This is a genomic window from cf. Phormidesmis sp. LEGE 11477 (assembly GCF_015207105.1).
In the GTDB taxonomy this organism is placed as follows: domain Bacteria; phylum Cyanobacteriota; class Cyanobacteriia; order Phormidesmidales; family Phormidesmidaceae; genus Phormidesmis.
Genome location: NZ_JADEXO010000021.1, coordinates 1 through 22683 on the forward strand (window position 1 = coordinate 1; position 22683 = coordinate 22683).

At 48.3% G+C, this 22683-nt stretch carries 22 protein-coding genes; 11 read left to right on the top strand and 11 right to left on the bottom strand.

Annotation, left to right across the window (positions count from 1 at the left end; all coding sequences use genetic code 11):
• The 4 genes from IQ256_RS08595 to IQ256_RS08610 all read left to right on the top strand — a co-directional run.
• Positions 1–1903, top strand: a 1903-nt coding sequence (locus IQ256_RS08595; RefSeq protein ID WP_193855128.1) for a PP2C family serine/threonine-protein phosphatase, incomplete at its 5' end; no start/stop codon positions are given.
• Positions 1903–3540: a CHAT domain-containing protein gene (locus IQ256_RS08600; RefSeq protein ID WP_193855129.1), complete on the top strand. Its 1638-nt coding sequence runs from the start codon at positions 1903–1905 to the stop codon at positions 3538–3540. The genes IQ256_RS08595 and IQ256_RS08600, both read left to right, overlap by 1 nt.
• A gap of 169 nt (positions 3541–3709) precedes the next feature.
• Positions 3710–4306 carry a hypothetical protein gene (locus IQ256_RS08605; RefSeq protein ID WP_193855130.1) on the top strand — a complete coding sequence of 199 codons (597 nt, stop codon included), beginning with the start codon at positions 3710–3712 and terminating at the stop codon, positions 4304–4306.
• Positions 4307–4650: 344 nt separating this feature from the next.
• Complete coding sequence (locus tag IQ256_RS08610; protein ID WP_193855131.1) at positions 4651–4806, top strand: hypothetical protein; 156 nt, start codon at positions 4651–4653, stop codon at positions 4804–4806.
• 164 nt (positions 4807–4970) lie between these two features.
• On the opposite strand, the gene IQ256_RS08615 is transcribed toward IQ256_RS08610, so the two are convergent.
• From IQ256_RS08615 to IQ256_RS08635, 5 genes are all read right to left on the bottom strand, one after another.
• Complete coding sequence (locus IQ256_RS08615) at positions 4971–5267, bottom strand: hypothetical protein (RefSeq protein ID WP_193855132.1); 297 nt, start codon at positions 5265–5267, stop codon at positions 4971–4973.
• A gap of 114 nt (positions 5268–5381) precedes the next feature.
• Positions 5382–6605 (bottom strand): hypothetical protein, encoded by a 1224-nt coding sequence (locus IQ256_RS08620; protein WP_193855133.1) that lies wholly within the window; start codon positions 6603–6605, stop codon positions 5382–5384.
• 338 nt (positions 6606–6943) lie between these two features.
• Positions 6944–7453, bottom strand: coding sequence for a hypothetical protein (locus IQ256_RS08625; protein WP_193855134.1), 510 nt, complete (start codon positions 7451–7453; stop codon positions 6944–6946).
• A gap of 97 nt (positions 7454–7550) precedes the next feature.
• The gene (locus IQ256_RS08630; RefSeq protein WP_193855135.1) at positions 7551–9038 is read right to left on the bottom strand and encodes a serine/threonine-protein kinase; all 1488 of its coding nucleotides are present in this window, start codon (positions 9036–9038) and stop codon (positions 7551–7553) included.
• A gap of 58 nt (positions 9039–9096) precedes the next feature.
• Positions 9097–10617, bottom strand: coding sequence for a serine/threonine-protein kinase (locus IQ256_RS08635; protein WP_193855136.1), 1521 nt, complete (start codon positions 10615–10617; stop codon positions 9097–9099).
• 156 nt (positions 10618–10773) lie between these two features.
• Here IQ256_RS08635 and IQ256_RS08640 point away from each other — a divergent pair, with 156 nt between their 5' ends.
• Entirely contained in the window at positions 10774–13161 is a 2388-nt protein-coding gene (locus IQ256_RS08640; RefSeq protein ID WP_193855137.1) for an NACHT domain-containing NTPase, read from the top strand.
• A complete protein-coding gene (locus tag IQ256_RS08645) occupies positions 13151–13894 on the top strand; it encodes a hypothetical protein (RefSeq protein ID WP_228024698.1) in 744 nt (247 codons plus the stop codon). Before IQ256_RS08640 ends, IQ256_RS08645 begins: the two co-directional genes overlap by 11 nt.
• A 59-nt stretch (positions 13895–13953) precedes the next feature.
• Here IQ256_RS08645 and IQ256_RS08650 read toward each other — a convergent pair whose 3' ends face one another.
• From IQ256_RS08650 to IQ256_RS08665, 4 genes are all read right to left on the bottom strand, one after another.
• On the bottom strand, positions 13954–14385 hold the full coding sequence (locus IQ256_RS08650) for an HNH endonuclease (RefSeq protein ID WP_193855138.1): 432 nt from the start codon (positions 14383–14385) through the stop codon (positions 13954–13956).
• Entirely contained in the window at positions 14382–14750 is a 369-nt protein-coding gene (locus tag IQ256_RS08655) for a hypothetical protein (protein WP_193855139.1), read from the bottom strand. The genes IQ256_RS08650 and IQ256_RS08655 overlap by 4 nt, the downstream gene beginning before the upstream one ends.
• A 150-nt stretch (positions 14751–14900) precedes the next feature.
• The gene (locus tag IQ256_RS08660) at positions 14901–15248 is read right to left on the bottom strand and encodes a hypothetical protein (protein WP_193855140.1); all 348 of its coding nucleotides are present in this window, start codon (positions 15246–15248) and stop codon (positions 14901–14903) included.
• 17 nt (positions 15249–15265) lie between these two features.
• A complete protein-coding gene (locus IQ256_RS08665) occupies positions 15266–15622 on the bottom strand; it encodes a hypothetical protein (RefSeq protein WP_193855141.1) in 357 nt (118 codons plus the stop codon).
• A gap of 296 nt (positions 15623–15918) precedes the next feature.
• Here IQ256_RS08665 and IQ256_RS08670 point away from each other — a divergent pair, with 296 nt between their 5' ends.
• The 4 genes from IQ256_RS08670 (at position 15919) to IQ256_RS08685 (ending at position 19244) form a co-directional block, all read left to right on the top strand.
• A complete protein-coding gene (locus tag IQ256_RS08670) occupies positions 15919–16593 on the top strand; it encodes an amino acid ABC transporter permease (protein WP_193855142.1) in 675 nt (224 codons plus the stop codon).
• A 115-nt stretch (positions 16594–16708) separates the two neighbouring features.
• A complete protein-coding gene (locus IQ256_RS08675) occupies positions 16709–17359 on the top strand; it encodes an amino acid ABC transporter permease (RefSeq protein ID WP_193855143.1) in 651 nt (216 codons plus the stop codon).
• Between the two features lie 70 nt (positions 17360–17429).
• Positions 17430–18329 (top strand): transporter substrate-binding domain-containing protein, encoded by a 900-nt coding sequence (locus IQ256_RS08680; RefSeq protein WP_193855144.1) that lies wholly within the window; start codon positions 17430–17432, stop codon positions 18327–18329.
• A 186-nt stretch (positions 18330–18515) separates the two neighbouring features.
• Positions 18516–19244 carry an amino acid ABC transporter ATP-binding protein gene (locus tag IQ256_RS08685; RefSeq protein ID WP_193855180.1) on the top strand — a complete coding sequence of 243 codons (729 nt, stop codon included), beginning with the start codon at positions 18516–18518 and terminating at the stop codon, positions 19242–19244.
• 164 nt (positions 19245–19408) lie between these two features.
• On the opposite strand, the gene IQ256_RS29525 is transcribed toward IQ256_RS08685, so the two are convergent.
• Entirely contained in the window at positions 19409–19555 is a 147-nt protein-coding gene (locus tag IQ256_RS29525; RefSeq protein ID WP_228024700.1) for a hypothetical protein, read from the bottom strand.
• A 1270-nt stretch (positions 19556–20825) separates the two neighbouring features.
• On the opposite strand from IQ256_RS29525, the gene IQ256_RS08690 reads away from it, so the two are divergent.
• Positions 20826–21122: a hypothetical protein gene (locus IQ256_RS08690; protein ID WP_193855145.1), complete on the top strand. Its 297-nt coding sequence runs from the start codon at positions 20826–20828 to the stop codon at positions 21120–21122.
• Between the two features lie 210 nt (positions 21123–21332).
• On the opposite strand, the gene IQ256_RS08695 is transcribed toward IQ256_RS08690, so the two are convergent.
• Positions 21333–22652: a TRAP transporter large permease gene (locus IQ256_RS08695; protein WP_370623384.1), complete on the bottom strand. Its 1320-nt coding sequence runs from the start codon at positions 22650–22652 to the stop codon at positions 21333–21335.
• Between the last annotated feature and the right edge of the window lie 31 nt (positions 22653–22683).

Consider the following 22683-nt stretch of genomic DNA (forward strand, 5'->3'; position numbering starts at 1 on the left):
AGTAGATTTAGCCCGTAGCTGGCAGCCCTTGGCCGCTGAGGCTCATTCCTCTATACGCGCTTTCTTAACTGAGCTGTGCGATCGCCTAGAGCAGAGTCAGATCAGTGCTGAACAGCTATGTGAGCGATTGAGTCTAGCAATCACCGAGATTGCTCAAGAGCAGAGCATCTCCTACGGGATGGCAGTCTATACCGACCAAGGCCCTACTCGAAAGCGCAACGAGGATGCCTGTTTTCCAGAAAGTGGTTCCTATCTAACGCTGACAAGCGAAAAGACAGAAGCCGCACCGCAACTGCTGATCGTCTGTGATGGTATCGGCGGTCACCAGGGCGGAGATGTCGCCTCTAAGCTAGCGATCGCAACTATTAGAACTCAGCTAGCGCCGCTGCTGTCACCCGATAGCAGCAGTCTTAGCTCAGTTGAGACTTCGCTGGCGATCGAACAGGCAATCTGCGCGGCGAATGACGAAATTTCGGTACAAAATGATCAGGCGCAGCGGCAAGCTCGCGATCGTATGGGCACGACTTTGGTGCTGGCGCTAGTAAGCGGCGCAGACGTCTATATCGCTCATCTAGGCGATAGCCGGGCCTATCGTATCAGCCAGAACAACTGTCAGCAGGTGACATTAGACGACGATGTGGCCTCTAGACAAGTGCGTTTGGGGGGCAGTCTGTACAGAGAAATGCTGACTCAGCCAGGGGCCGGATCGCTAGTGCAGGCGCTTGGGATGGGGCCATCACAGATGCTAAGGCCAACGGTACAGCGGTTTGTAATCGATCAGGACTGCGTCTTCTTGCTGTGTTCGGATGGATTGAGTGATAGCGATCGCGTAGAGCAATTTTGGATCAACGTGCTAAAGCCCCTAGTCAATGGAGAGCGTAAAGCAGACGTAGTGGGACAGCAGTTGATTGCACTGGCTAACAAGTACAACGGCCATGACAATGTAACCGTAGGGCTACTGGCCGCACGAACTCTAAACACCTCTGAGCGAATGATTCCGAGGACGTTAGCAGGTTCACTATCTATGGCGGTGACCGAACCGAGCGAGGCAACCATTCTGCCTCACGCTCAGACTAGTCAAGCTCAAACTAGTCAAGCTCAAACTAGCCTGGATCAATCTAGTCAGCCTAAAACCCGACAGCTAAAGACTCGGTCTGTCTCTGCTAAACCCACTGCGAAGGCTTCTACTGCAAAGGATGCTTCTACGCCCGCACGCACGGCTGATCAAAATAACTTACAAAAGATAGGACTGGTCGTTTTGCTGCTGGCTATTTTTGGCGTGCTGGCCTATACGATACTGCCTGGGCTAAGAGAAAACTCACAGCCTGCTAGCTCTAGTGAATCGAGTGTGGATACTGAGGGCGCTAATGCTGACCGCGCTACGCTGCCTGTACCAAATTCTCCGGTTGCTACCGTTAACTTTGCGGTAGGCGATTATCTCCGCATTCGTCAGCTAGACGGGGTAGGTATTCGCAGTACGCCAGTCGGCGAAGATGCTAATGAAGCTAGCCTACCTGATTCGTCACGGCTATTGTTATATCCATCGCCAGTGATTGCAGATGACGGAGCTGCCGAGAATACCATCCCTGGAACGATTCCAACCGGTGGGATTGCTCGGGTTTTGAACAAGCAAACGATTGAAAACCAGACGGCCTGGGTGCAGCTAGAGCTGTGTTCAATTCCATCCGGGGCCAATCTTTCTGAAGTCCCCGCTGAAACAGATGTGCCTAACCCGGCGAATAGTCCATCTGCTAACTCACTAAATGAGCCAGAATCAACCGATGTCGATCGGCCTCTATTCGTACCACCAGGAAGTAGGGGCTGGACGTTAGAATCGCGGCTACCTGGCTTCGCGGAGCCCATTACCGATTTGCAATCCACGCAGATAGGAAGTTGTGACTAATGGCAAGGCAGGAGGCTTTGGGCCTGTGGGTCGCGGTGGACAGTTTGAAATTGCAGGGCGATCGCTTTGCCATTTGGGTATTGCGATCGCCTCACCCTAGCGGCCATGTTCACTATGACTGTGACTGGAGTCCGCAGCTAGCCGATGCCTGGCAGAGCTGGCAGTCGGTCTTTTCGGTGCGGGGACTGCCGCAGGTGCCGCATATTCCTTCGGCCTATATACCTCGATTCTTAAGCGAGGGCGATCTGTCGAACGCGGCTTTGTCGAACGCGGATCTCGCTACCCCAGTGACAAACCAGCCTGCAAGCTACAGCAGCCGCTACATGCAGCATTTGGGCATGAATCTTTGGCAGTGGCTGTTTGCGGGTCCGGTTAAAAGTAGCTTGGAACGAGCGCAAGGAATTGCGATTGGTCAAGATCTACCTTTGCGACTACGGTTGGAAATTCGCGATCCTGAGCTGATCTCGCTGCCTTGGGAGATCATGCAGCGACAGGCAGGCAGCCGGGCCCTCTCACTAAAGCGCAAAATTCTCTTTAGCCGCACCTCTAGCGATGTTGATTCGCTAGAGGTAAGACCTCTAGATCGAGCGCTGAGGATTTTGCTGGTGTTAGGGAAAGACAGCCCTAACGAAACTGAAGACGCCTCGGCATCAGCACAGCTCAAGTTGGAGCAAGAGGCAGCGCTGCTAAAGAAAATCTTAGAGAAGAACAGCTATCTAAACCTGCGACCAGCAGCTAAGCGGCGGGTGGATATGTTAGTGCAGCCCAGCGCCGCCGAGCTGTCGAATGCGCTAGAAACAGGCGGCTACAATGTTTTCTTCTATTCAGGGCACGGCATGCCAGGGCCAGACGGTGGGTTGCTGTTTTTATCGGATACGACATTGAGCGGCACTGAGCTATCGCAGGTGTTGCTCAGGGCGAAGGTACGGCTAGCCGTGTTCAATACTTGCTGGGGGGCGCAGCCAGAAGAGAGCCGCTCAAGGTCGCTGCCTCGCAGTAGTTTGGCTGAAGTGCTGCTGCATCATGGCCTGCCGGCTGTAGTCGCCATGCGCGATTCGATTGCAGATGAAGAGGCCGTTAGCTTTATTCAGGCGTTTGCTCAGGCGTTAGCAGAGCGCAAGGCAGTCGATGAAGCCGTTGCGATCGCCCGTCAACACTTGCTTACCCTCTATCATTTCAACCAACCTGCCTGGACACTGCCCGTTCTTTATATGCATCCTGATTTTGACGGCGAGCTATTGCTCTCTGAAGAAACCACCCAAATCAATCAGCACACCGCCTTTCGTCCGCCCGTTCGACAGGCCCTACTCCGAGACACCGACGACCCTCAAAAAGTCTGGCCAATCTACAGCGACGTTATGCGGATCGGTCGAAAGCCGGATCTAAACGACCTAGTGATTTCTGATCCGTGGGTATCTAGCCGCCATGCTGAAATCTTTCACCGTCGGCAGCAGGCAGAGAACGGTTTAGCGATGGCTTATTTTCTTCGAGACAATTCTCGCTACGGCACGTTCTATCGGCACGACGGTAGCTGGCAAGAAGTTCACCGCCGAGAAGTTGCTCTGCGCCCCGGTACTCAAATTCGATTTGGCAGTCAGTCTGACGGTCAGCTTCTAGAATTTGTCATCGAGTCTTAGCATGATTGCAAAGTAACTACAAGGTCTTGGCGCTGACTAAACTAAATCTTCAAAGCGACGCCAGCGGATTTTGGCAAAAACTGAGGCAACTATGCGGAACGACCAAGCGCGTCGCTGTATCCTTCCTTTGTCACACACAACCATCTCAACCATCAGGTAAGCGCGAACTATGACCCACGCATCTTCATCTTCTGGCGATACGGACAAGCCAAAACTATCTGCTATTGAGGCCGAACTGTTACAAACTGTCTTAGACCCGGTACAGAGTTCGCCCTGGATAAATACAGAGACAGCCGCCGAGTATGAAGAAAGACTCTTGGCTGCTGGTGCGTTTTTGGAAATTTCTGAGGCCGAAGCGGCGCAAGGGTGGGAAACCCTATCAACTCAGCTCGACGGCGTGTGGATCAACTCAGAAGACGGTTTACTAGTTCAGCTACAGCAGAAATTTGCGGAACGGGTGCCTGCTGATATGCTGGCGGTCATTGCAGAAAAGGCGCAGCAGATGGCCAATAGCGGTAAGCCGATGATGAAGCAGATGATCGGCTGTGTGCAAGAGTGTCTGAATGATGTGGCCGAAGCAGATTTGCGAGTGATAGCTAGGCCGATGGCCTTGGCAATGCGCGGCAGTAGCGCTGATGAATTCGTAGAGGCAACTGTTCAGTCTGTCCGTCAGACCAAATGGAACGATCTATCGGCAATCGAACAGGCTAAGTTAGGCTTGGCAGCGGCTAGGTATGCGATCGCTCAAGTGAATACGCTCAAGTGAATGTGCCCAAGTGAATGCATAACAAATAAAACTCTTACAATGAGTCTATCCTTACGTCTGCCCTTACGTCTGCACCTAGAATGGCGACTTCACTGGCAGTCGAGCCAACTCTATCCAGCTTTCAGACATTGCATGAGCGCCTAGCACTTAGTCGAGCCAAAGATGCGTCCTTCTTCCTAGAATGGTAAACACTGATTGCACTCCCAGATGATGGCAGACGCGACGGTGACAAAGCTAATAAAAAACCAGATAGTGAAAAAGCCTTCCTTGACCATCTACAACAGCGATATCACAACTACTACAGCGCCGACTTGCTTACTGAGGGGACGGTACTTCTATCGATTGTGGCTCCGCTGTTAGAGTATCTAGGGTTTCACGAGCCTCCTTTCTTTGTTCGCTCCGAAGTTCCAATCAGTCTAGAAGTTGCAGAACGCGATGAGATCTATCGAGGACGGATGGATGTGTTGGTTGTGCGAGATTATCGTGGATACTTACTGTAGAAGCTAAACGCTCAAGGTTTGCAGCCGATATTGCGCTACCTCAGTGCCTAGCGTATATGAGCGCCGCACCGCAGCAGCCAAGCTTTGGCATGGTGACTAACGGCAGCGACTTCATATTCTACAAATTAGAAAACAAAATCTATGATTTTTCCGAGCCATTTTCCTTACTGGCTCGTTCGCTTGAGCGACTGGATCAAGAATGGAAAAGGAAGACCGAATAGAACCGCATCTCTAAATTCTATGAGTGGCTTTTGAGGGTCTGGGCTGATGATGCCTGTATAGGTGAGTGTGCCAAAGATGATAGCCAATCCCAAGGTATAGGCGCTGATAGTCCTGATTAAGCTTCGCCAGCTTTTCGGACTATCTTCGAACCACATTTGGATGGCGACGGTTTGAATTCCGATTATGGTGCCTGCGATCGCGCCAACGACTTCGCCAAGAACCAGCGTATTTTCGAGCACGATAGATAGATCCGTTAGAAGCCTTTGTTACTTCGAGTCAATATTATCTCCAAGGACATTGCTTCTTATCCGAACGGGTTAGTAACTGTATGACAGTTGCCTGTCATACAGTTACTACCACAACAATGGCCAAATGTGTAATGCCCCTTGTTGTGTCGTGGTGATAAGATAGCTGTCATCAGCAGCAAATCCTGGTTTGGGACGAAGATGAACGGTCTTTGAAATTGACCCTATGTGCTTCGATACTACCTCTCCTTCCTCGTCATAAAGGTAACTTATATCTTTTGTCGCATCGGTCGTAAGCAATAGCCGCCGCTTGCCCTTTGAAACAATTGAAAGCTTGCCACTTAGTGTCGCAAGTTTGTTCTTAGAATCAAGCTCATAGAGAAACGACTTTTTCTGCTGGTTTGAATACGTGACTAGTCGCCAGTTCGTTCCAACCAGCTTTGGAGAAGTGCCTTCAAATGTCGCTATCGCTCTACCTGTAGCATCGTGTACGATCGTTTGCTCATCGGTGTATGTGATGATTTGTCCGTCTTCAGTAAATTCCAAGAATTTGCCTTCTAGCTTGGCTATTTGCTGTGGTGACAACCTCTGTCTTTCGGTTTCAAGGCTATCAGGGTCAACCTTATTCCCTGAAAAGTTATAGAGATTAGTGATGGCGGATGGCTGCTCAGTAGTTGAGATATATTGTTTCCCTTCTATCTCAACTACGCTTGCAAAAGTTCCCTTGAGAGAGGCCACTTTCTCTCCTGATATCGTGTATAAGTGAATTTCATCATCGTTTACAACAGGAGACGTAGACACTCTAAAAGCCAGAAGCTGCGCTTCTCTCTTATTGTTCTTGAAGACGTTGATAAGCGTCCCCTCAGTTTGGAAAATTTCGTCGCCATACAGGTCGTACAGGTAGGAGCGATCGCTGGATTCAGTGACAATCGGCATATCATATGGTGGATTGAGCGTTGAAAAAACCGAAACGTCACTACCCTTTAGAAAAACAGTATTTTCTCCTGAGAAATCATACATCTGAATCTGTCGGTTAGAAGATAGATTCAGACTTTTGGTAAAAACTCTGCGAGTATAAACGTGGTTGTCAAATTTCTCGTAAGTGTCTGCAAAGCTACCGTCAAAAGTAACCACCTGATTGCCATCTATATCGTATGCGACTGATTCTGGCTCCGGCTGACTCAAGAGGAAAGACGTGAAAATCGTTTCGCCTTCTACATCAAATCCTCGAACAGATGCCTCGACAGGAAACTGAATTATCGTGTTTCCAGAGAAGTCGTAAAGAACCTCGACATCCTCACAATCACCTCCTAAAGAATCGCGAGTAATCAATCTGCCCGTCTGGGCACTAAATTCGTATCCTGTTCCTTTAATAAAGGCAATTTCCTCGCCAGATGAATCGTGGAATACAACAAGCGGCAGATCGGCTTGTAGCCTTGCTTCCCTACAAGTCTCTTCAAGCCTATTTTGAGCTGCTATTGCTAAGTGTCTTCTAGCGTATGTTCCCGTGCTGACGCTCACTAGTAGAGCGATCGCACCAATCAACCATCTCTTCTTAGCCCTTGATTTTTCGCTGCTCGCAGTCATCGTTTTACCGCTGTTGCCCTGACTATAGATGCTAAACAGATATTGAGTAGGTGCTGCCTAACGAACATTATGAAGTTGCTCAGTCAGTAGAGGGTGCGCTGACCTAATTCAAAGGTCGGCTTGGGAATTACCCAGTGTCGAGTGCGGTTAATCCACTGATAGTCGAGGGTTTCGACGGTGGTTTGCGGTGGGTTCCAAATGTCTGCGGGCGGACGACCGAAGTACTGCTTGTAAAGCGTCAGGGTTTGGTCACACTGCCGATAATATTTCATGCCTTCTTCTTCACCACCAAGTCCTGGGGTGTGATGAATTTGGCGCTTGAGCAGTTTCTCGCAAAAATCGATCCAGTAGGACTGGGTATAAAGAATATGCTGATGCCAAACGCGATCGATTACGGTGGCGGGTGACAGACGCTGCTCTGAGACCATCACTAGAAAGATGAATTTCTTGTACTCGCGAATGGCCCTAAGCGTGAAAACGCCTGACCACCCATATTGCCAGGCGAGCTTAGTCGAGAAAGGACAGAGCACACCGGGCTGGTCGAGTGTGAACTGGACAATCTGGTCGTACAGTATTTTTTGATCGGGAGTCATATTGTTGTAGTTGGCTGATGGCGCTTGCAGGCTAGATGAAGGCAAGCTGAATGAAGGCAGATGGTGTCTTGGGTTAAAAAGTTAGCTGAGCAGAAAGTCAGCAGCCGCAGCCACCGCAAGTATTGTCGGCAACGGTAACGATCGGCATGGGATAGATGGTTTGTAGCTCTAAGCCTATGAAATCGCTGAGTTCTTGGCCGAGCCACCAATATTCGGCTGTAGAGAGCTGGCTAAGGCCGATAGGATATGAGAGTTCACCAGCATGTACAGATAGTTCAGGCAGGACACCACCGCCGCTCTGTCTAATAGTCTGATCTCCTTGGGTATAGCTGTTGAACTTATAGCCAGGGTTGTAAGCGAGTAGGTCAATGTCTGTGAAGTGAGAAGCCCACTTTTGCCACTTCACTGCTGTCTGGTTTTGCCGACGGGTGCCTATACGGATACCTCGCTTTCGATCTATCTCGACTACAACCTGCCATTTCCAGCAGTCCGGTAGACCTTTGAACAGCTGAATGATAAACGATTCGATGCGTCTCTTCAATATCCTATCTAGTAGAATGATAATAAAGAGTAAGGCTGGCATCTGGAAGAATATTACGAATAGCCAGATGAGAATGATGATGATTCTTGCCAGATCGGATTGGTTGCATTCAGAGTCTTTTATAGAGATTTGGATGCGATCACGTCCCCTCTCAACAACTATTTCTGTGTCTTCCGGCTTCAGATGATGATAGCGACTCTGGCTATGTTCTTTTGCTTGAAGTGCAATCAGAGCCTGCTGAGCAGAATCAAATCGTCGATTGAGATCGGGATGAGTCATCTTTTCTAGCCATTGAGCCAACGCTGGCTGAAGAGAGCGCGGCAGCTGAATTTTGCCGTTGATATGAGCGATATCAGCAGGGTGAATGCCTGTGACTAGATGGATTAAAGTCATCCCTAGGCTGTATAGATCAGACGCAGACGTGGCCCGTCCGGCGAATTGTTCTAACGGAATATAGCCATAGCTGCCGACGATGGTAATAGTGCCGCTTTCTTTGGTGAGGTCTGTGTGAATCGAGCCAAAATCGATTAGATAGATACTACCAAAGCCGCTATCAGCTTCGCTTCTGGGTGAACCCACTAAAATATTGCTGGGCTTGATGTCGCGGTGGATGACTGGTGGCGTTTGCGTATGGAGATAGCTCAAAGTGGTGAGCAGTTGCTTAGCAATATCTAATACTTCGGCTTCTGAGAATCGTTTACTCGACTGAAGTAATGTCTCTAAAGAGTCGGCTTCGAGATAGGTTTGCACTAGCACGAAGCTACGAACGCCTTCAATATCTGTTTCAAAGGCATCTTTATATCTTGGTAGTGTCGGATGATCTAGCGTTTGTAGAATGTTACTTTCTCGCTCAAAGAGCTTGAGTTCTACCCACTGATCGGCGGTGTGAACAGCTTGATCTATCCGAATAATTTTGACAACAACAGGTTCTTGTGTGCTGGTATCTTTTGCTAGAAAAGTTTGCCTACCGGCCCTTCGTCTTTCTTCTGTACTTAGCTCTTTTTGTAGACTGTATCGTTCTATTTTTTGAATGGCAGCTTTCATAATTTCTCTATTCACTCTGAATCTCTATTAGAGTTTTGGCTCTGTTTTGTTCTTCCTCTTATTCATCTGGTCTTTCTCCGTTTAGTCTGACCACTATGTCCGGGTATACTTTACTCGGGCCGGTAGGGTTGATTCTTTGCAAAGACAGCCCCAGAAAACTGTTGAGTTCTCTGCCAATCCATAGCTGTTCTGCCTCAGAAAGAGATTTACCTTCAATGGAATATTCCTGCTTCTTTGCGTGAATTGATAGTTTAGGCGGTAGACGAATGCTACTAGACGAGACAGTAAGCTTTTTCTTGTCGTAGTAGTGAGTGAAAGTATAGCCAGGGTTATAGGTTAAAAGCTTGATGCTGTTAAATGGAGACGCTATGCGTGTTGGTTTAATATCAGACAGTTGACTGTGACGATGCCCTCTTGCCGTTCCTGCACAGACGCCTGATGTGCGGCTGATAAATATCACGTTATATTCATTTGCACCTTGCCAATATCTTTGAAAAGCGTCTAACAGGACACTTCCGTTCAAGACGGAGAGAATGATAATCGCTACAGGCGGTCCTGTGAAAGGCATTACCATTGCAAACAAGAAAGGTGTAAAGAGAAGACAACCTAGTAAGTCAAGGTATGGGTTTCGAGACGATGACTCAGAGACGATCTTGAGTTCGTCCTTTTGACGATAGATATGTAGTTGAGACGAGTCAGGTCGCAGATAGGGAAAATAGCAGCCGGACAGGTCGTCTTTGGAATTGAGAGCCAAAAGGGCGATCGCAGCCGATTCAAAGCGCTGATCCGCGTAGGGCGCACTCATCTGCGACAGCCAACGAGTAAACCAATCGCTCAATCCTGAAATTTCACATAGGCGCTCAATCTGGACGCGGCCATCGAATTGAGGTAATTCTGAGGGGTGCATGCCAGTCAATAGATAAAGCAGCGTCATCCCTAGACTATAGAGATCGGAAGCAGGCGTAGTTTGTCCTAAAAATTGTTCTAGCGGCATGTAGCCATAGCTGCCGACGATGGTGACTGTACCGCTGCCTTTACTCGCGGTAATCTGCACAGCGCCAAAATCAACTAGGTAGACGTTTCTTTCCATGACACCTGCGATCCTGACAGTTGCTCTAGGAGAAGGATCGCTAATTAGAATATTGCTGGGCTTAATATCGCGATGAATGACGGGCGGAAGCTGCTGGTGTAGATAGATCAGCGTTGTCAGCAGCTTTTGGGCGATCGCAATAACTTCTGCTTCAGAAAATAGTTTGCCAGCTTCGACTACTTTCTGAAGCGACGGGGCCGGAATGTAGGTCTGCACTAGCACAAAGCTATGCACACCGTCGACTTCAGCTTCAAAGCTGTCTTTGTATTGAGGAATAGAGGAATGTTCTAGCTGCTGAAGGATCTGAGCTTCTCTTTGGAATAGCTTGAGCCCATCCCAGTCGAAGGCATGGCTGAACTGAAGAATTTTGACGATGACAGGCGTATTGGTATAGAGATCTCTCGCTAGAAACGTCCGTCTGCCTGCTTTGTGGCTGAGCGCCTGCTGAAGGAGGTATTGACGGATCGTTCGGCTGGTCAGTTCCCTCATGTCAAACTTCCTTACTTGTAAATGTATTGTCTAATTAAAGACTGCGTAAATACTATGTGGTTGCCTAAGATTTGTCAATATGTTGTCGATTTACTGCGTATGTAAAGTGTGAGGAAGCGATCACGATAGGATGGGTAGGTTGATTTTGATAGCCCTATGGCAAAGCCTTCTTTACAAGCTTCAAAGGAAGGACAGCGGCTGGCGGCGCAGTCTTTAAAGCTGTCAGGAATTACTAAGACAGACCTAAGCCATGCAGCTGGCTGCAGTCGACAGCCGGTAATCAATTTTTTTAAGGGCGTTGCGATCGAACAGGGACTATTTTTGCGGCTGTGCGATCGCCTCGGTTTGGACTGGCAGATGATCGCAGGATTAACTCAAGCCTCAGATGTCATAGTAACGCCTAAGTCAGAGAAGTCAGAAGGAGAGAAGGTAGAAGGACTCAGTGGCTCAGAAGAGGCAGAAGATATTGATGAACTGGTGCGATCGCTTCGTCAAACCGCAACCGAGAGCCTCTATGAACGCTGCGGCACCATGCGCGTGCTCGATATGTCTCAACCCGTGGGGCTAGGCGATCTTTACACCAACGTCAACATTCTCGAACAAGTCAGCAGCCATCAGCGCCGACCGCTGCAAGATTTGCTTGCCCAAGCTGAAGCCGGAGACTTTGACCGCCTAGGATTCGGTCAGGTTTCGCAGCCGCGCGTCCCTGTGATGGAAGCAGTCGCTCAGCACAAAAAGCTAATTGTGCTAGGAAAGCCCGGTGCCGGTAAAACTACCTTTCTAAAGCATTTAGCCATTCAATGTATCGATGGCCAGTTTGAGCCGGATCGCCTGCCTCTATTTATCAATCTAAAACAGTTTGCTGAGAATCCAAATCGGCTAGGACTGCTCTCTTTTTTAAGCCATCGGCATTTAAAGAGTCGAATAACGGCTTTGAGTGAAACGGAAATTGAAAAACATCTGTTGCAGCTAAAACAGGTACTGATTGCGGGCCGAGCATTGTTGCTGTTGGATGGTTTAGATGAGGTGAGCCAAGAGGCGCACAATTGGGTACTGCGTGAAATTCGCGTTGTCTCTGAAGAGTTCCATGACAATCATTTTCTGATGACCTGCCGGGTCGCTGCCTGGGAGTATACCTTTGAGCAGTTTACAGAAGTGGAGATTGCCGACTTTGACGCCGATCAGGTAAAAGCGTTTGCCCATCGGTGGTTTGCGAACAAGCCAATGCTGCCGCAGACGTTTTTGCAAGGTTTGGCCAAGCGGCCCAGGCTAGCAGAGTTAGCAGTAACGCCTTTGTTGTTGACGCTGCTGTGTTTGGCATTTGAAGTATCGAGTTCGCTGCCTAGCAGCCGCAGCGAACTGTATCAAGAAGGGATTGAAACACTGCTCAAAAAATGGGACTCCTCGCGAGGAGTCCATCGCGACCAGGTGTATAAAAAACTATCGCTTAGGCGGAAGAAAGATCTGCTCAGTCAGATCGCCCTAACTACATTTCAGCAGGCACAGTACTTTTTCCGTCAGCGTGATTTGGAATATCTGATCACCCACTACATTCGCAACTTACCTGAGGCGAGCGACGATTTAGAGGTGCTACAGGTAGACAGTACAACAGTGCTGCATTCTATTGAGGCGCAGCACGGTTTGCTGGTGGAGCGAGCCAAACGCTGCTACTCATTTTCTCATCTAACGTTTCACGAATATTTTGTCGCCCGAGAGCTGACGCTCAATAGCGACAACCTTAAAGAGACAATGGCGCGGCTAGCCGATCAGCAGGCGCTACAGCCTCGCTGGAGAGAAGTCTTTTTACTGACTAGTGAGCTGCTAAGAAATGCGGATCTGCTGCTGTCGCCGCTAGCAGCAAAAGCGTCTTCTCTTTTGGTCGAATCGTCTAGGCTGCAAACGTTTTTAGCAGATGTCGCGCAGCAGGCTCAGCAGCCATATTTTGCAGGGTTTAAGCCAGCGGCGGTTCGCGCTTTTTTGTTTGATATTGATTTCGATATTGATGAAAACCGGGCGGTGGCGATTCGGCTAGATCGGCGAGCAAATTTGCTAGTCTGTGCAAGCTTTTTGACTCGAATGCTAGAAGGTGTTGGGTTAGAAGATGCGATCGCCCGCGTTAGGCAATACGACCAGCAGGTTAGCGATCCGCTCAAACAAATTGCCGGGTGCAAGTCTGCGAATGAGGCCATGATGATCGCCATTGAGATCGTGCTCGATTCTAAAAAGTTGAACCCTAAAGAAGATAAAAAACTAAAAGATATCATCGAGCGCTTTCACATTGAACGATTCCAACCAGAGACGGCTGACGCTGAAGCAATCAAAGATGTCGCTGACGCCGCTCGCCATGTGGCCAAAGATCGCCGTCATATTCGTCAAAAATGGTCCTTCAGCGATGGTGAGAAGCAGTTGCTCAAACAGTATTATCGGACCGCAAAACTGCTGGTCGATTGTCTCTACAGCGACGGCTGTATGTTAGAACCAGACCGCCGACAAGCGATCGAGAAAGGGTTGTTTAGTCCGACGGTGGCAAGCGATGTCAATTAATATCTATCCCCTCAACGCCACTTCAAAGGCGCTGATTAATCGAGCTACCGATCAAGCTACCAGTCAGACTACCGATCAGGGGAGGCAGCTCATTCAAACCAGATTCTGGAAAGATGAAACGTTGGCGCTACCCGCGAAGGGGACGCATTTCGGCTTTGTTTGGCAAGGTGAAGCTCAGCTAGAGCGCAACGGGCAAACAGCGCCTTTCCCACTATCAGCGGGAATGTATTTTTCTGCGGCAGAAGCCGTCACTGTTGGCGGTCAAAATGGTGCGGGAATCGTAGTTACCCAACTAGTACACACGGGGCGTTTTTTGATCGGTGGGCCGATAGAATCAAAAGGCTGCTTCCCCTACATTGATGGCGGCACAACGAGCCTTTTGATTGCACCGACAAGAGTCGGCGATCCTTGTTTGCACGCGCTGTATATGCCGCCGAACGTGAATCAGACAATGCATAGTCACCCGAGCGATCGCATTGGCATCATCATCAAAGGCGGCGGTCAATGCTGCGATCAAAAGACCTGCTACAACCTAATACCCGGCACTTTGTTTCACATTTCATCTGATCATCAGCACCGATTTGTGACCTATGCCCAGGGTTTAGATTTGGTGGTATTTCATCCAGATAGTGATTTGGGATTTCGCGATCGCAATCACCCCATGCTCAGCCGCACCTTAGTCAACAATATCAGGGCCACAGATCTGCCTAAGATTCAAACGCCTTCGAAATAGGTCGTCATAACGAAGATTTTGAGGGTGCTGTTGTGGTGACATGTTTAGAACGGCTTTAGTTAGAGTGCTTCAGGTGGATGCCAGCCCGCTTCGATCCAATACCGACGCACCTCAATTGCGTCTGAGTCGCTGTCTAAACAGAGCGCAGCAACAGTAGCTCTTCCTATAGGAGTGATACCGACTACTCTAGTTCCATCATCTGACCATCGAAAATGTTCACACCAAAGCTGAGTTCTTGGATTGAATAGTGGCGCGGTTTTTTCTGTTTCTGGATCCACTGCTTTGATTTTTCTGGATTTGTGTCCGTTGCACAAGGGGCAAGCTAGCCAAAGATTGGATTCGTCGTTAGTGCCGCCCTCCGCAAGTGGAACAATATGCTCAATCTCAAGGCGCGCCATAACAAGCCTTTGTGGACTTAAGCAGTAACCACAGCGATTTTGTGCTGATACTCGAATACGCTGAGAAAGGTCTACAGAAATATATCTGCTCATGCAGCATTTAGAGGAGGAATAAGACCACGCTCAACAGCTAATTTGAGAGCCTTAGCTTTACGAAGCAAACCGCGACGGTAGAGCTTCATTAGGAATTGCAGCTCTTTATTATCTGCTGGGGTGAGTTCATCTTCGCGCTGTTTATCGAGCAAGCTATTAAGGGTTGCCTGCTGCTGCTCATCGAGCTGCATGTTGCAGAGGGCAAGAACTTGGCTATCGGGCAGAGTTTCTACAGGGTGCTCTATGAAACTGTGAGTGAGCCACTCTAAAAGAATATCTTCGGGACGCTGCTGGCTTTGGCTAGCAAGCTGCTGAGCCTGTCGAACAATGCTATCTGGGATATCAAGACTGATAGATTGAACCATAAGAACACTAGTCAAACGCCTGTTGTTTGATTCTAGCGAAAGCTGCGGATTTACTGTAAGCCTGTCTAAGCAGTTATTTCTAGACTGCACCTGGTTGGCTAAGTTTCGAGTGCTCGTTATATAGGTGATCGCGTCTCAACAGTCACGGGCTTAGGCATTGTATCTATTGCTTAGCCAGTTCCAGACCCGGTTATATGCACGGTTGTAGAAGGGTTCGCCTAAGCCTAAGCAGAGTGTAATGAAAAAGAGGTATTGATTGATCTTCTGCAAAGGTGTTTTTGTGTCATAGAGTATGAGGATAAAGGCACCAGCACCGTAAACGATTGCCCAGATGAGGCTACGAAAAAGAGATCGAGCCACGAGTTCACGCTGGCTGACTAGTGTTTCTTTGTTCCACCATTTGAGCATGATTTCTACGGCGCTATTAAGCAATCCACCGAATAGACCGGCGGCTATTCCAAAAAGCACTGTCTTATCGGTTGCGGTGAAATATTCCATCGGTGAACCAGTAGAGTTTATTCTTGGCTGCTGTCTTCAGGGGTGGTTTGGCGCTGCGCTAGAGCGACTCTGATCTGGCTGCTGATGGGCGTGACGATACTGAGGAAGATGGCGGTTTTGAAGAAGAAGGGGACAATGCCTTCGGGGGCAATGTTGAGCGATCGCACCGGCTCCCAGTTGGTAATCAAAGCGCCGCCGATGCTAAATAGCACCGCTAAACTCAGCGTACTAAAGGCGAATTTGCGAAGAGTAATGCCCCAGCCTAACCATTCTTTGTTGACTAGATAGTCTAAACCGACCTCTTGAAGCGTGATCAAAAAGCCACTGACAAATCCGAGGGCGGTAACTATTAAAAGGGACTGGGTAATTGGCATTTTTAGCTGCTTAGAATGCTTGAGAGAACTCAAAAAGAAAGTGCTTGAAAGAAGGAAGCAATTTTTTTCAAAGGATCGTAACCTTTACCAACTGAATTTTATCAGCGTCTGAGCCCCAACCTAATCCATCTAATTGCTCACTTGATTGGCCCATTGGTTTCTCAATAACAGACATAGCCTAAAGATTCTTGTCGAAATCATTTTGGCAGTATAAACCAGCACAAACTTAAGTCAAGCCATCTTCTACGTTGTATACAAATCATCCGCTTGCAACGTCAGCAGAACTAGATAGGCTTATGGATTATTCGTTTGATTTCTCGGTCATCTGGGACAACTTCGGTGTCTTGTTAGCAGGCGCGTGGCTAACGCTAAGACTATCGCTACTGGCCGTGGCGTTTGGTTTAGTCATTGGTATTGTCGGCTCTCTATTTAGGACTTCTGGGAACCGCTTGCTCAATGGTATCGCCCTGGCCTATGTAGAGATTATTCGCAATACGCCTTACCTGATTCAGCTCTTTTTTATCTTCTTTGGCTTGCCAGCATTAGGGCTGAAGCTCTCAGCAGAACAAGCGGCGATTGTTTCTCTGGCAATTAACTTTGGTGCCTACTCGACTGAGATTGTCAGAGCAGGCGTAGAGAGCATTCCAAAAGGGCAGGTCGAAGCCGGTCTGGCCATCGGCTTCAACAAGCTAGACGTGTTTCGTCATATCGTGATTCCGCCAGCTCTAGCTAATATTTACTCCTCATTAGTGGGGCAGGTGATTCTGGCCGTTTTGTTTACCAGCGTGGTTTCACAAATTGCGGCTGAAGATCTCACCTATGCTGGCAACTATCTAGATGCTAGAACATTTCGCAGTTTTGAGATTTACTTCACCTTGGCGATTCTCTATCTCGCGATTGTTTGGATTGTCAAAGCACTGGCCTATGTCATAGAATCTCGCTTTTTTGAGTTTGCTAAGTACAGGCAATAGGCAGTGTAGGCAGGAAGCAGACTGGCTTGAAAATCTAGCTTTCTCGTAGAAACTAACTCTCTAACCAATCCGCTAAAAGTCAACTATCCCAAGCCAACTATTAGGAACGGTAGCCATGGACGAGTTTACGCTATCTCGTATTTTTATCAACCTTGTCATAGCCACCAGATGGACAATTATTTTATCTCTGATCGCCTTTGTGGGGGGTGGACTAGTCGGCGCTTTGATCGCACTGATGCGGATCTCTTCTAACAAGCTGCTAAGTCGGATTAGCTGGCTGTACATTGAATTTTTTCAAGGAACCCCTTTACTGCTACAGCTGTTTTTAGCATTCTTCGGTTTCTCGGTGGTTACTGGCATCAACCTGTCGCCTTTAGTCGCTGCGGCCATAGCGCTCACCGCTTATACCAGTGCCTTTCTAGGCGACATCTGGCGCGGCTCTATCCAGGCTGTACCCAGAGGTCAGTGGCAAGCAGCCTCGGCGATTGGCTTTGGCTATTTCGACCAGTTGAAACTAATCATTTTGCCGCAGGCGGTGCGGTTGGCGATCGCACCCACAGTCGGTTTTCTAGTACAGGTAATCAAAGGCACCTCGCTCGCCTCTATCATCGGCTTTACCGAACTCTCTCGGGCGGCCTCTTTGATCAATAATGTCACCTTGCAGTCGCTGCTGATCTTTGGCCTAGCCGGACTGATTTACTTTGCCCTTTGCTATCCGCTTTCGACCTGGAGCCAGCGGCTAGAGAAAAAGCTGGCCTACAAGTAAACGCCTAAGCATCTCAGCAATTCAGCAACGGAAGAAAAAGCAGTTAGAGAAAACCTCGGAGGTAGAACAGATGGTATTAGAGCTGCTAAGCGCAATGTTTTCAAAGTGGCAGAGGTTTGTTGCCTTCTGTCTTTTTAGCTTTTTGCTGGCTCTCGGCATTGCCGCCTGCGGTGGCGAACCCACTTCAGTCGGGTCACAAGCTCAGATTACGCCTGAGGATATTGCTCAGCTTCCGGTCGAAGCGACCCTAGAACAAATTCGAGAATCCGGCCAGGTTAAAGTGGCGGTGCCTTCGGATTTTCCGCCCTTCGGCTTTGTCAACACCTCTATGGAGCCAATCGGCTACGACATTGATATGGCCAAAGAGATTGCCAAGGGATTAAACGCCGAGCTAGAGATTATCCCTGTCGTGGGTGGCTATCGGATTCCATTTCTTCAAACCGATCGGGTGGACATGATTATCTCTAGCCTCGGAAAAAATGACGAGCGTGATTTGATCATTGATTTCTCTGAGCCCTACGCTCCATTCTTTTCAGCGATCTACGGTGGGCCTAGCGCAGAGATTGCAGTGATTGAAGATCTCTCGAACCGCTCTATCGGAGTAGCCCAAGGATCGTTAGAAGATTTGGAAATCTCTAGTCTGACCGAGAATATCAGCAACGTCGATATCAAGCGATATGCCAACAACAGCCTGACGGCGTCGGCGCTGGTGTCTGGTCAGGTGGATGCGATCGCCACTGGAAACATCGTAGCCGCCAAACTCATTCGCGATAATCCTGCCAGTGAGATTACTAGCAAGTTCATCCTAAAAGATTCTCCTTGCTACGTCGGCGTCAGAGAAGGCGATACCGAATTTGTTGACAAAATCAATGAGATCATTGCGCTAACAAAGCAATCTGGGCGACTCAACGAAATGTCACAAGCGTGGTTTGGCGAGCCGCTACCTGAGGCGATCGCCCAAACCACTTGAGCCCAGACGCCATACAAAACCATACAAGGCCGAAAGAGATATCGGTTTAACAAATAAATCAACAAACCAAACTGACAGCGTCGTTGCTATTCCCCACAGCCATCTATCCTCACAGGAGCCCTTCAAATGACAAGCTTACAACCCGATCTAAACGGTGCTAGCACCGCAACCTTAGAAAAGTCACCGATCATCGTTGCCAAAAACGTCGAAAAAACGTACGACAATGGATTCAATGTCTTAAAGGGCGTGAGCCTAACGGTAAACAAAGGAGAAGTGGTCGTGCTGATGGGGCCGTCTGGCTCTGGTAAATCCACCTTTATTCGAACATTCAATGGCCTAGAGCCCTATCAGAAAGGCAGCATTGAGATCGATGGCACTCCTATTTCTCATGGCAAGAAAGGAATCGAGCTAGTTCGCCGCGAAGTCGGTATGGTCTTTCAACAGTTCAACCTATTTCCGCATCTCACCATTCTTAAAAACATTACTATCGGCCCGATCAAGCTGCGCGGCCTGTCCAAGGCCGAGGCTGAACAGGTGGCGATGGAATTACTCGAAAGAGTCGGCATCGCTCACCAGGCCGAAAAATATCCAGGTCAGCTTTCTGGTGGTCAGCAGCAGCGAGTAGCGATCGCCAGAGCCCTAGCCATGAAACCCAAAGTCATGCTGTTTGACGAGCCCACCTCCGCCCTTGATCCAGAGATGGTGCGCGAGGTGCTAGATGTGATGCGATCGCTCGCAGAATCTGGCATGACCATGGTGTGCGTCACTCACGAAGTCGGATTTGCCCGCGAAGTTGCCGATCGCATTATCTTCTTGACAGAAGGCAGCCTAATTGCTGATACGACCCCCGATCAGTTCTTCAACAATCCCAAAGAAGAACGGCTAAAGACTTTTCTTTCTCAGATCCTGCACTAGGATCTTGCCCTATCAAATTGCTGATCTTCGAATTGTTATGCGCTAGCGTTGGATACACCTACAGGCTAGCTGGCAATTTGCTCTCATATGGCAGTTTCACTGATAGAGAAGATGTGGGACAAAGTGGTGAACGCTTCAGTCACTATTCTATCGAAAACAAGTTGCTACAAAGCTGATTCATCTAGGGAAAGACATAGTAGTCGGATATCGTTGCGCTGATATATCGTGATTGCCTCTATACGCGCCGATTTTACGAAAGAGGCACTGCGAACTTCCTGCTCAAACGCAATTTTGTATATGAATCTAGTCATATACGTTTCCTTGCTAGGGACAGATCGTGGTGTATCTCTTCGGACTAGATCCATACATGGCCTTTCTTTCTCGAACCTGATGCGTCCTAGCTTATTGCGGTAAAGCTCGAGTGAATTAATTGTTCGCTCGAAGCGTTCTGCGCTTTTCTTCAGCAGAGCAAGATAGTCACGGCTGCTACTATTTTCAAAGTCTTCGTAGTTACATTTAAGAGTCTGTAGTTCGGATTTGTCCCAATGTGTGAATATGCTGGGTAGGTGCTGCAAGCAAAACTCTTCCGACGCGCGCGCAAAAGATGTTTGAGAGAGATTCTGCTTAGTCGATTCTTGTGGTGGCTTCTTTTGCTCAACTGAGTTTTGCTGTGGATTTCTTTGCTCAACTGGATTCTGCTTGCTAAATCTACTGTATTGTTTGAAGAACTTCGGTGTGAATGACGCAAACACTGGAGAAGCTAAAATTACAGATAGGCTTTTCCAAAAGGAGGTAGCTAAACCGCTCCAAACAACCAGAGTAGTCAATCGGTTAGGCTCTAGTCCTTCTTGAAAGCCTGATATTATCCAATCTCTAACAATGAACCAGTAAAGACCTTGGCCTAGTATAGGCATGAAGCCTAACAACAGAGCACTCGCCGTGAGTGTAGCTGCAAAGAGATAGAAAAGCAGAAGGCTACTTGAGAAGCCGTACACAATAAAACCTGCTATCAACACGCTTGGGAACATGCCAAAGGATAGGACTGAGCCGATAAGAACAACAGCGACGAATACTAAAACTATAAAAACGCCCAAGACGTCTTCAGCAACCGTCCGTAGAGCAGACTTAGAACTGTTTGATCTTTGCCTTCTATTACTCATGTATCTTCTCTTTGCCTATCGTTGAGTATCTACATAAGATGGACTGATTGCAACTATGCGCCGGACTATGCCGGGTGTCGCTATTTGCCAACTATTTCAGGACTGTGTATCTGACGGTGGCAGTGACAAAACAGCAAGGTTAGTTCTGGCATTGCTGAACAGACAGTATGAGTTTAAGCCCTAAGTCCAAACATATCGAAATTTGTAGAAATCAGTTCATACCCTCATTCAGCAACGCCCTTAACTTTACTGAACGAAGGTTGTCGTCTCGCCAAATAGTGAGCGCCGAATGCAGGATTAATATTCAGCGCAGGTCACCGTAGTATCAAACCTTCTCATGTGAGCAGTGAATGCTAGTTTTGGTATCTAATTTGACAATTTTTTACACTATATTCAGTCGTCAAATAAAGGAACCGATCATATGAAAACCTATACTGCTCCCGCTTTTCAGCTCAACCAGGCTTACTGGCCTCTACGTCGTAGTGCGATCGCATCAAACCAGTCAAAAGGGCAATCAGATCTCAAGCGCTGGCTGAAAAATCTGTTCCGTACGCTCCTTTCGCAAATGGCAGGAACTGCTGAGCCCCAGGTGTGGTCAACCCAAGACACTGCTGGTCAGGTTTTATGGAATGCCTACGATGGTGCGTCTGGAAAAATTATTCGCAATGCGTCAGAGACAGAAATGAGAATTTGGCTAGAGAACCGCTACCAGTTCTAGTCTTTGAGCACGCAGCACTAGGATACCAGCGAAATACAGTCATACCGAAAGAAGCAAAGGTGCAGGTGACTTCAATCATCCGGTTAGTTGCCTGCAGCGTTGAATTACTATCCACCAGAAGGATATGCATAAATTGATAGGACTCAAGAGAGCACCAGATTACGCTAGATGTCTGAAGCAGGAAACCAACGATACCCCTAAACTCAGTTTCTAAAATTCCGGGGCTAAAAGATTAGGTAACCATAGAGAGAGTCCTGGGAAAAGGTTGACGATGATCAAGCAAAGCAGCATCACCCCCAAAAAGTAGCTTAGGGGCTTGAGAATTTGAGAAATTGAAATATTTGCCACCGCACAGGTTATTAGCACAACAGAAGCGACTGGTGGAGTCTGCTGACCAATACCCAAATTCAAGGTCACAATCAAGCCAAAATGCACTGGGTCAATGCCTAATTGTTCTACTAGAGGAATAAAGATAGGCACCAACATCAGAATTGCGGGAGTGCCGTGAATGACTGTGCCCGCGAATAGGAAAAAGAGATTAAGTAGGATTAAAACAATCCAGTAGTTGTCAGAAACGTTTAGAATACCCTCTGCAATATCTTGAGGGATACGCTGCCGCGTTAGATACCATCCAAGCAGCGAAGACGTAGACACGATGAAGATCAGCATGGCCGTCCGTTGGCCCGCTAATCGCAGCACTGAAACTAGCTGCCTAACCGACACATTCCGATAAACTCCAGCGGCAAGCACTAGGGCGACAACAGCAGCAATTCCACCGGCTTCGGTCGCTGTAAAAACGCCACCCAGCAATCCCCACAGCACTAGAACCGGAATTGTCAAAGGTAACAGAGCAGACTTCCCTGTATCTGCAACTCGACGCCAGCTGAACTTATGCTCAACTGGATAATCCTCTTTGACAGAAACGCCGTAGGCAGCGGCAATCAAACCACTTGCGACTAACAACCCTGGAACGATTCCGGCTGTGAATAGCCTAGCAACTGACGTGCCTGACACGTAGGCATAGAGAATGAGATTGAGGCTAGGAGGAACAATAATGGATAAAGTTGCTGACGTTGCCGTCACCGCCGCCGCAAAGTTAACTGCAAATCCTCGCTTTTCCATCTGAGGAATCATGACAGAGCCAATTGCCGCTGCATCTGCCGTTGCTGTCCCTGAGATTCCTGCAAAAAATAGCGAAGTAACAATGTTCACATGGGCTAGTCCGCCGCGAATGTGACCCACCAAGCTACTCGCAAAATTAATCAGGCGACTGGCGATATCTCCCTCATTCATCAATTCCCCAGTCACCATAAACAGCACGGCAGCAGCAAGTAGATAGTTATTTGCCCCGCCGAAGGGAATGACGCCGATGATAGCAGGATCTACCGCCGGGTCAAGCATGATTGCGATCGCCGCAGTTGTTCCTAATGCAAAGGCAATCGGCATCCCCATTAGGATAAACAGCACAATTAGGAAAACAATCAAATATCCGTAATTTAGACTCGCTAAGCCCAAAGCGAAAGCAGCCACAGCTAAACCTCTTCTCTAATGGTTGACTTTT

Coding starts and splice junctions, on each gene's coding strand:
- IQ256_RS08600 (WP_193855129.1), top strand. CDS start 1,903: ATGGCAAGGCAGGAGGCTTTGGGCCTGTGGGTCGCGGTGGACAGTTTG.
- IQ256_RS08605 (WP_193855130.1), top strand. CDS start 3,710: ATGACCCACGCATCTTCATCTTCTGGCGATACGGACAAGCCAAAACTA.
- IQ256_RS08625 (WP_193855134.1), bottom strand. CDS start 7,453: ATGACTCCCGATCAAAAAATACTGTACGACCAGATTGTCCAGTTCACA.
- IQ256_RS08630 (WP_193855135.1), bottom strand. CDS start 9,038: ATGAAAGCTGCCATTCAAAAAATAGAACGATACAGTCTACAAAAAGAG.
- IQ256_RS08635 (WP_193855136.1), bottom strand. CDS start 10,617: ATGAGGGAACTGACCAGCCGAACGATCCGTCAATACCTCCTTCAGCAG.
- IQ256_RS08640 (WP_193855137.1), top strand. CDS start 10,774: ATGGCAAAGCCTTCTTTACAAGCTTCAAAGGAAGGACAGCGGCTGGCG.
- IQ256_RS08645 (WP_228024698.1), top strand. CDS start 13,151: ATGTCAATTAATATCTATCCCCTCAACGCCACTTCAAAGGCGCTGATT.
- IQ256_RS08650 (WP_193855138.1), bottom strand. CDS start 14,385: ATGAGCAGATATATTTCTGTAGACCTTTCTCAGCGTATTCGAGTATCA.
- IQ256_RS08655 (WP_193855139.1), bottom strand. CDS start 14,750: ATGGTTCAATCTATCAGTCTTGATATCCCAGATAGCATTGTTCGACAG.
- IQ256_RS08660 (WP_193855140.1), bottom strand. CDS start 15,248: ATGGAATATTTCACCGCAACCGATAAGACAGTGCTTTTTGGAATAGCC.
- IQ256_RS08665 (WP_193855141.1), bottom strand. CDS start 15,622: ATGCCAATTACCCAGTCCCTTTTAATAGTTACCGCCCTCGGATTTGTC.
- IQ256_RS08670 (WP_193855142.1), top strand. CDS start 15,919: ATGGATTATTCGTTTGATTTCTCGGTCATCTGGGACAACTTCGGTGTC.
- IQ256_RS08675 (WP_193855143.1), top strand. CDS start 16,709: ATGGACGAGTTTACGCTATCTCGTATTTTTATCAACCTTGTCATAGCC.
- IQ256_RS08680 (WP_193855144.1), top strand. CDS start 17,430: ATGGTATTAGAGCTGCTAAGCGCAATGTTTTCAAAGTGGCAGAGGTTT.
- IQ256_RS29525 (WP_228024700.1), bottom strand. CDS start 19,555: ATGACTAGATTCATATACAAAATTGCGTTTGAGCAGGAAGTTCGCAGT.
- IQ256_RS08690 (WP_193855145.1), top strand. CDS start 20,826: ATGAAAACCTATACTGCTCCCGCTTTTCAGCTCAACCAGGCTTACTGG.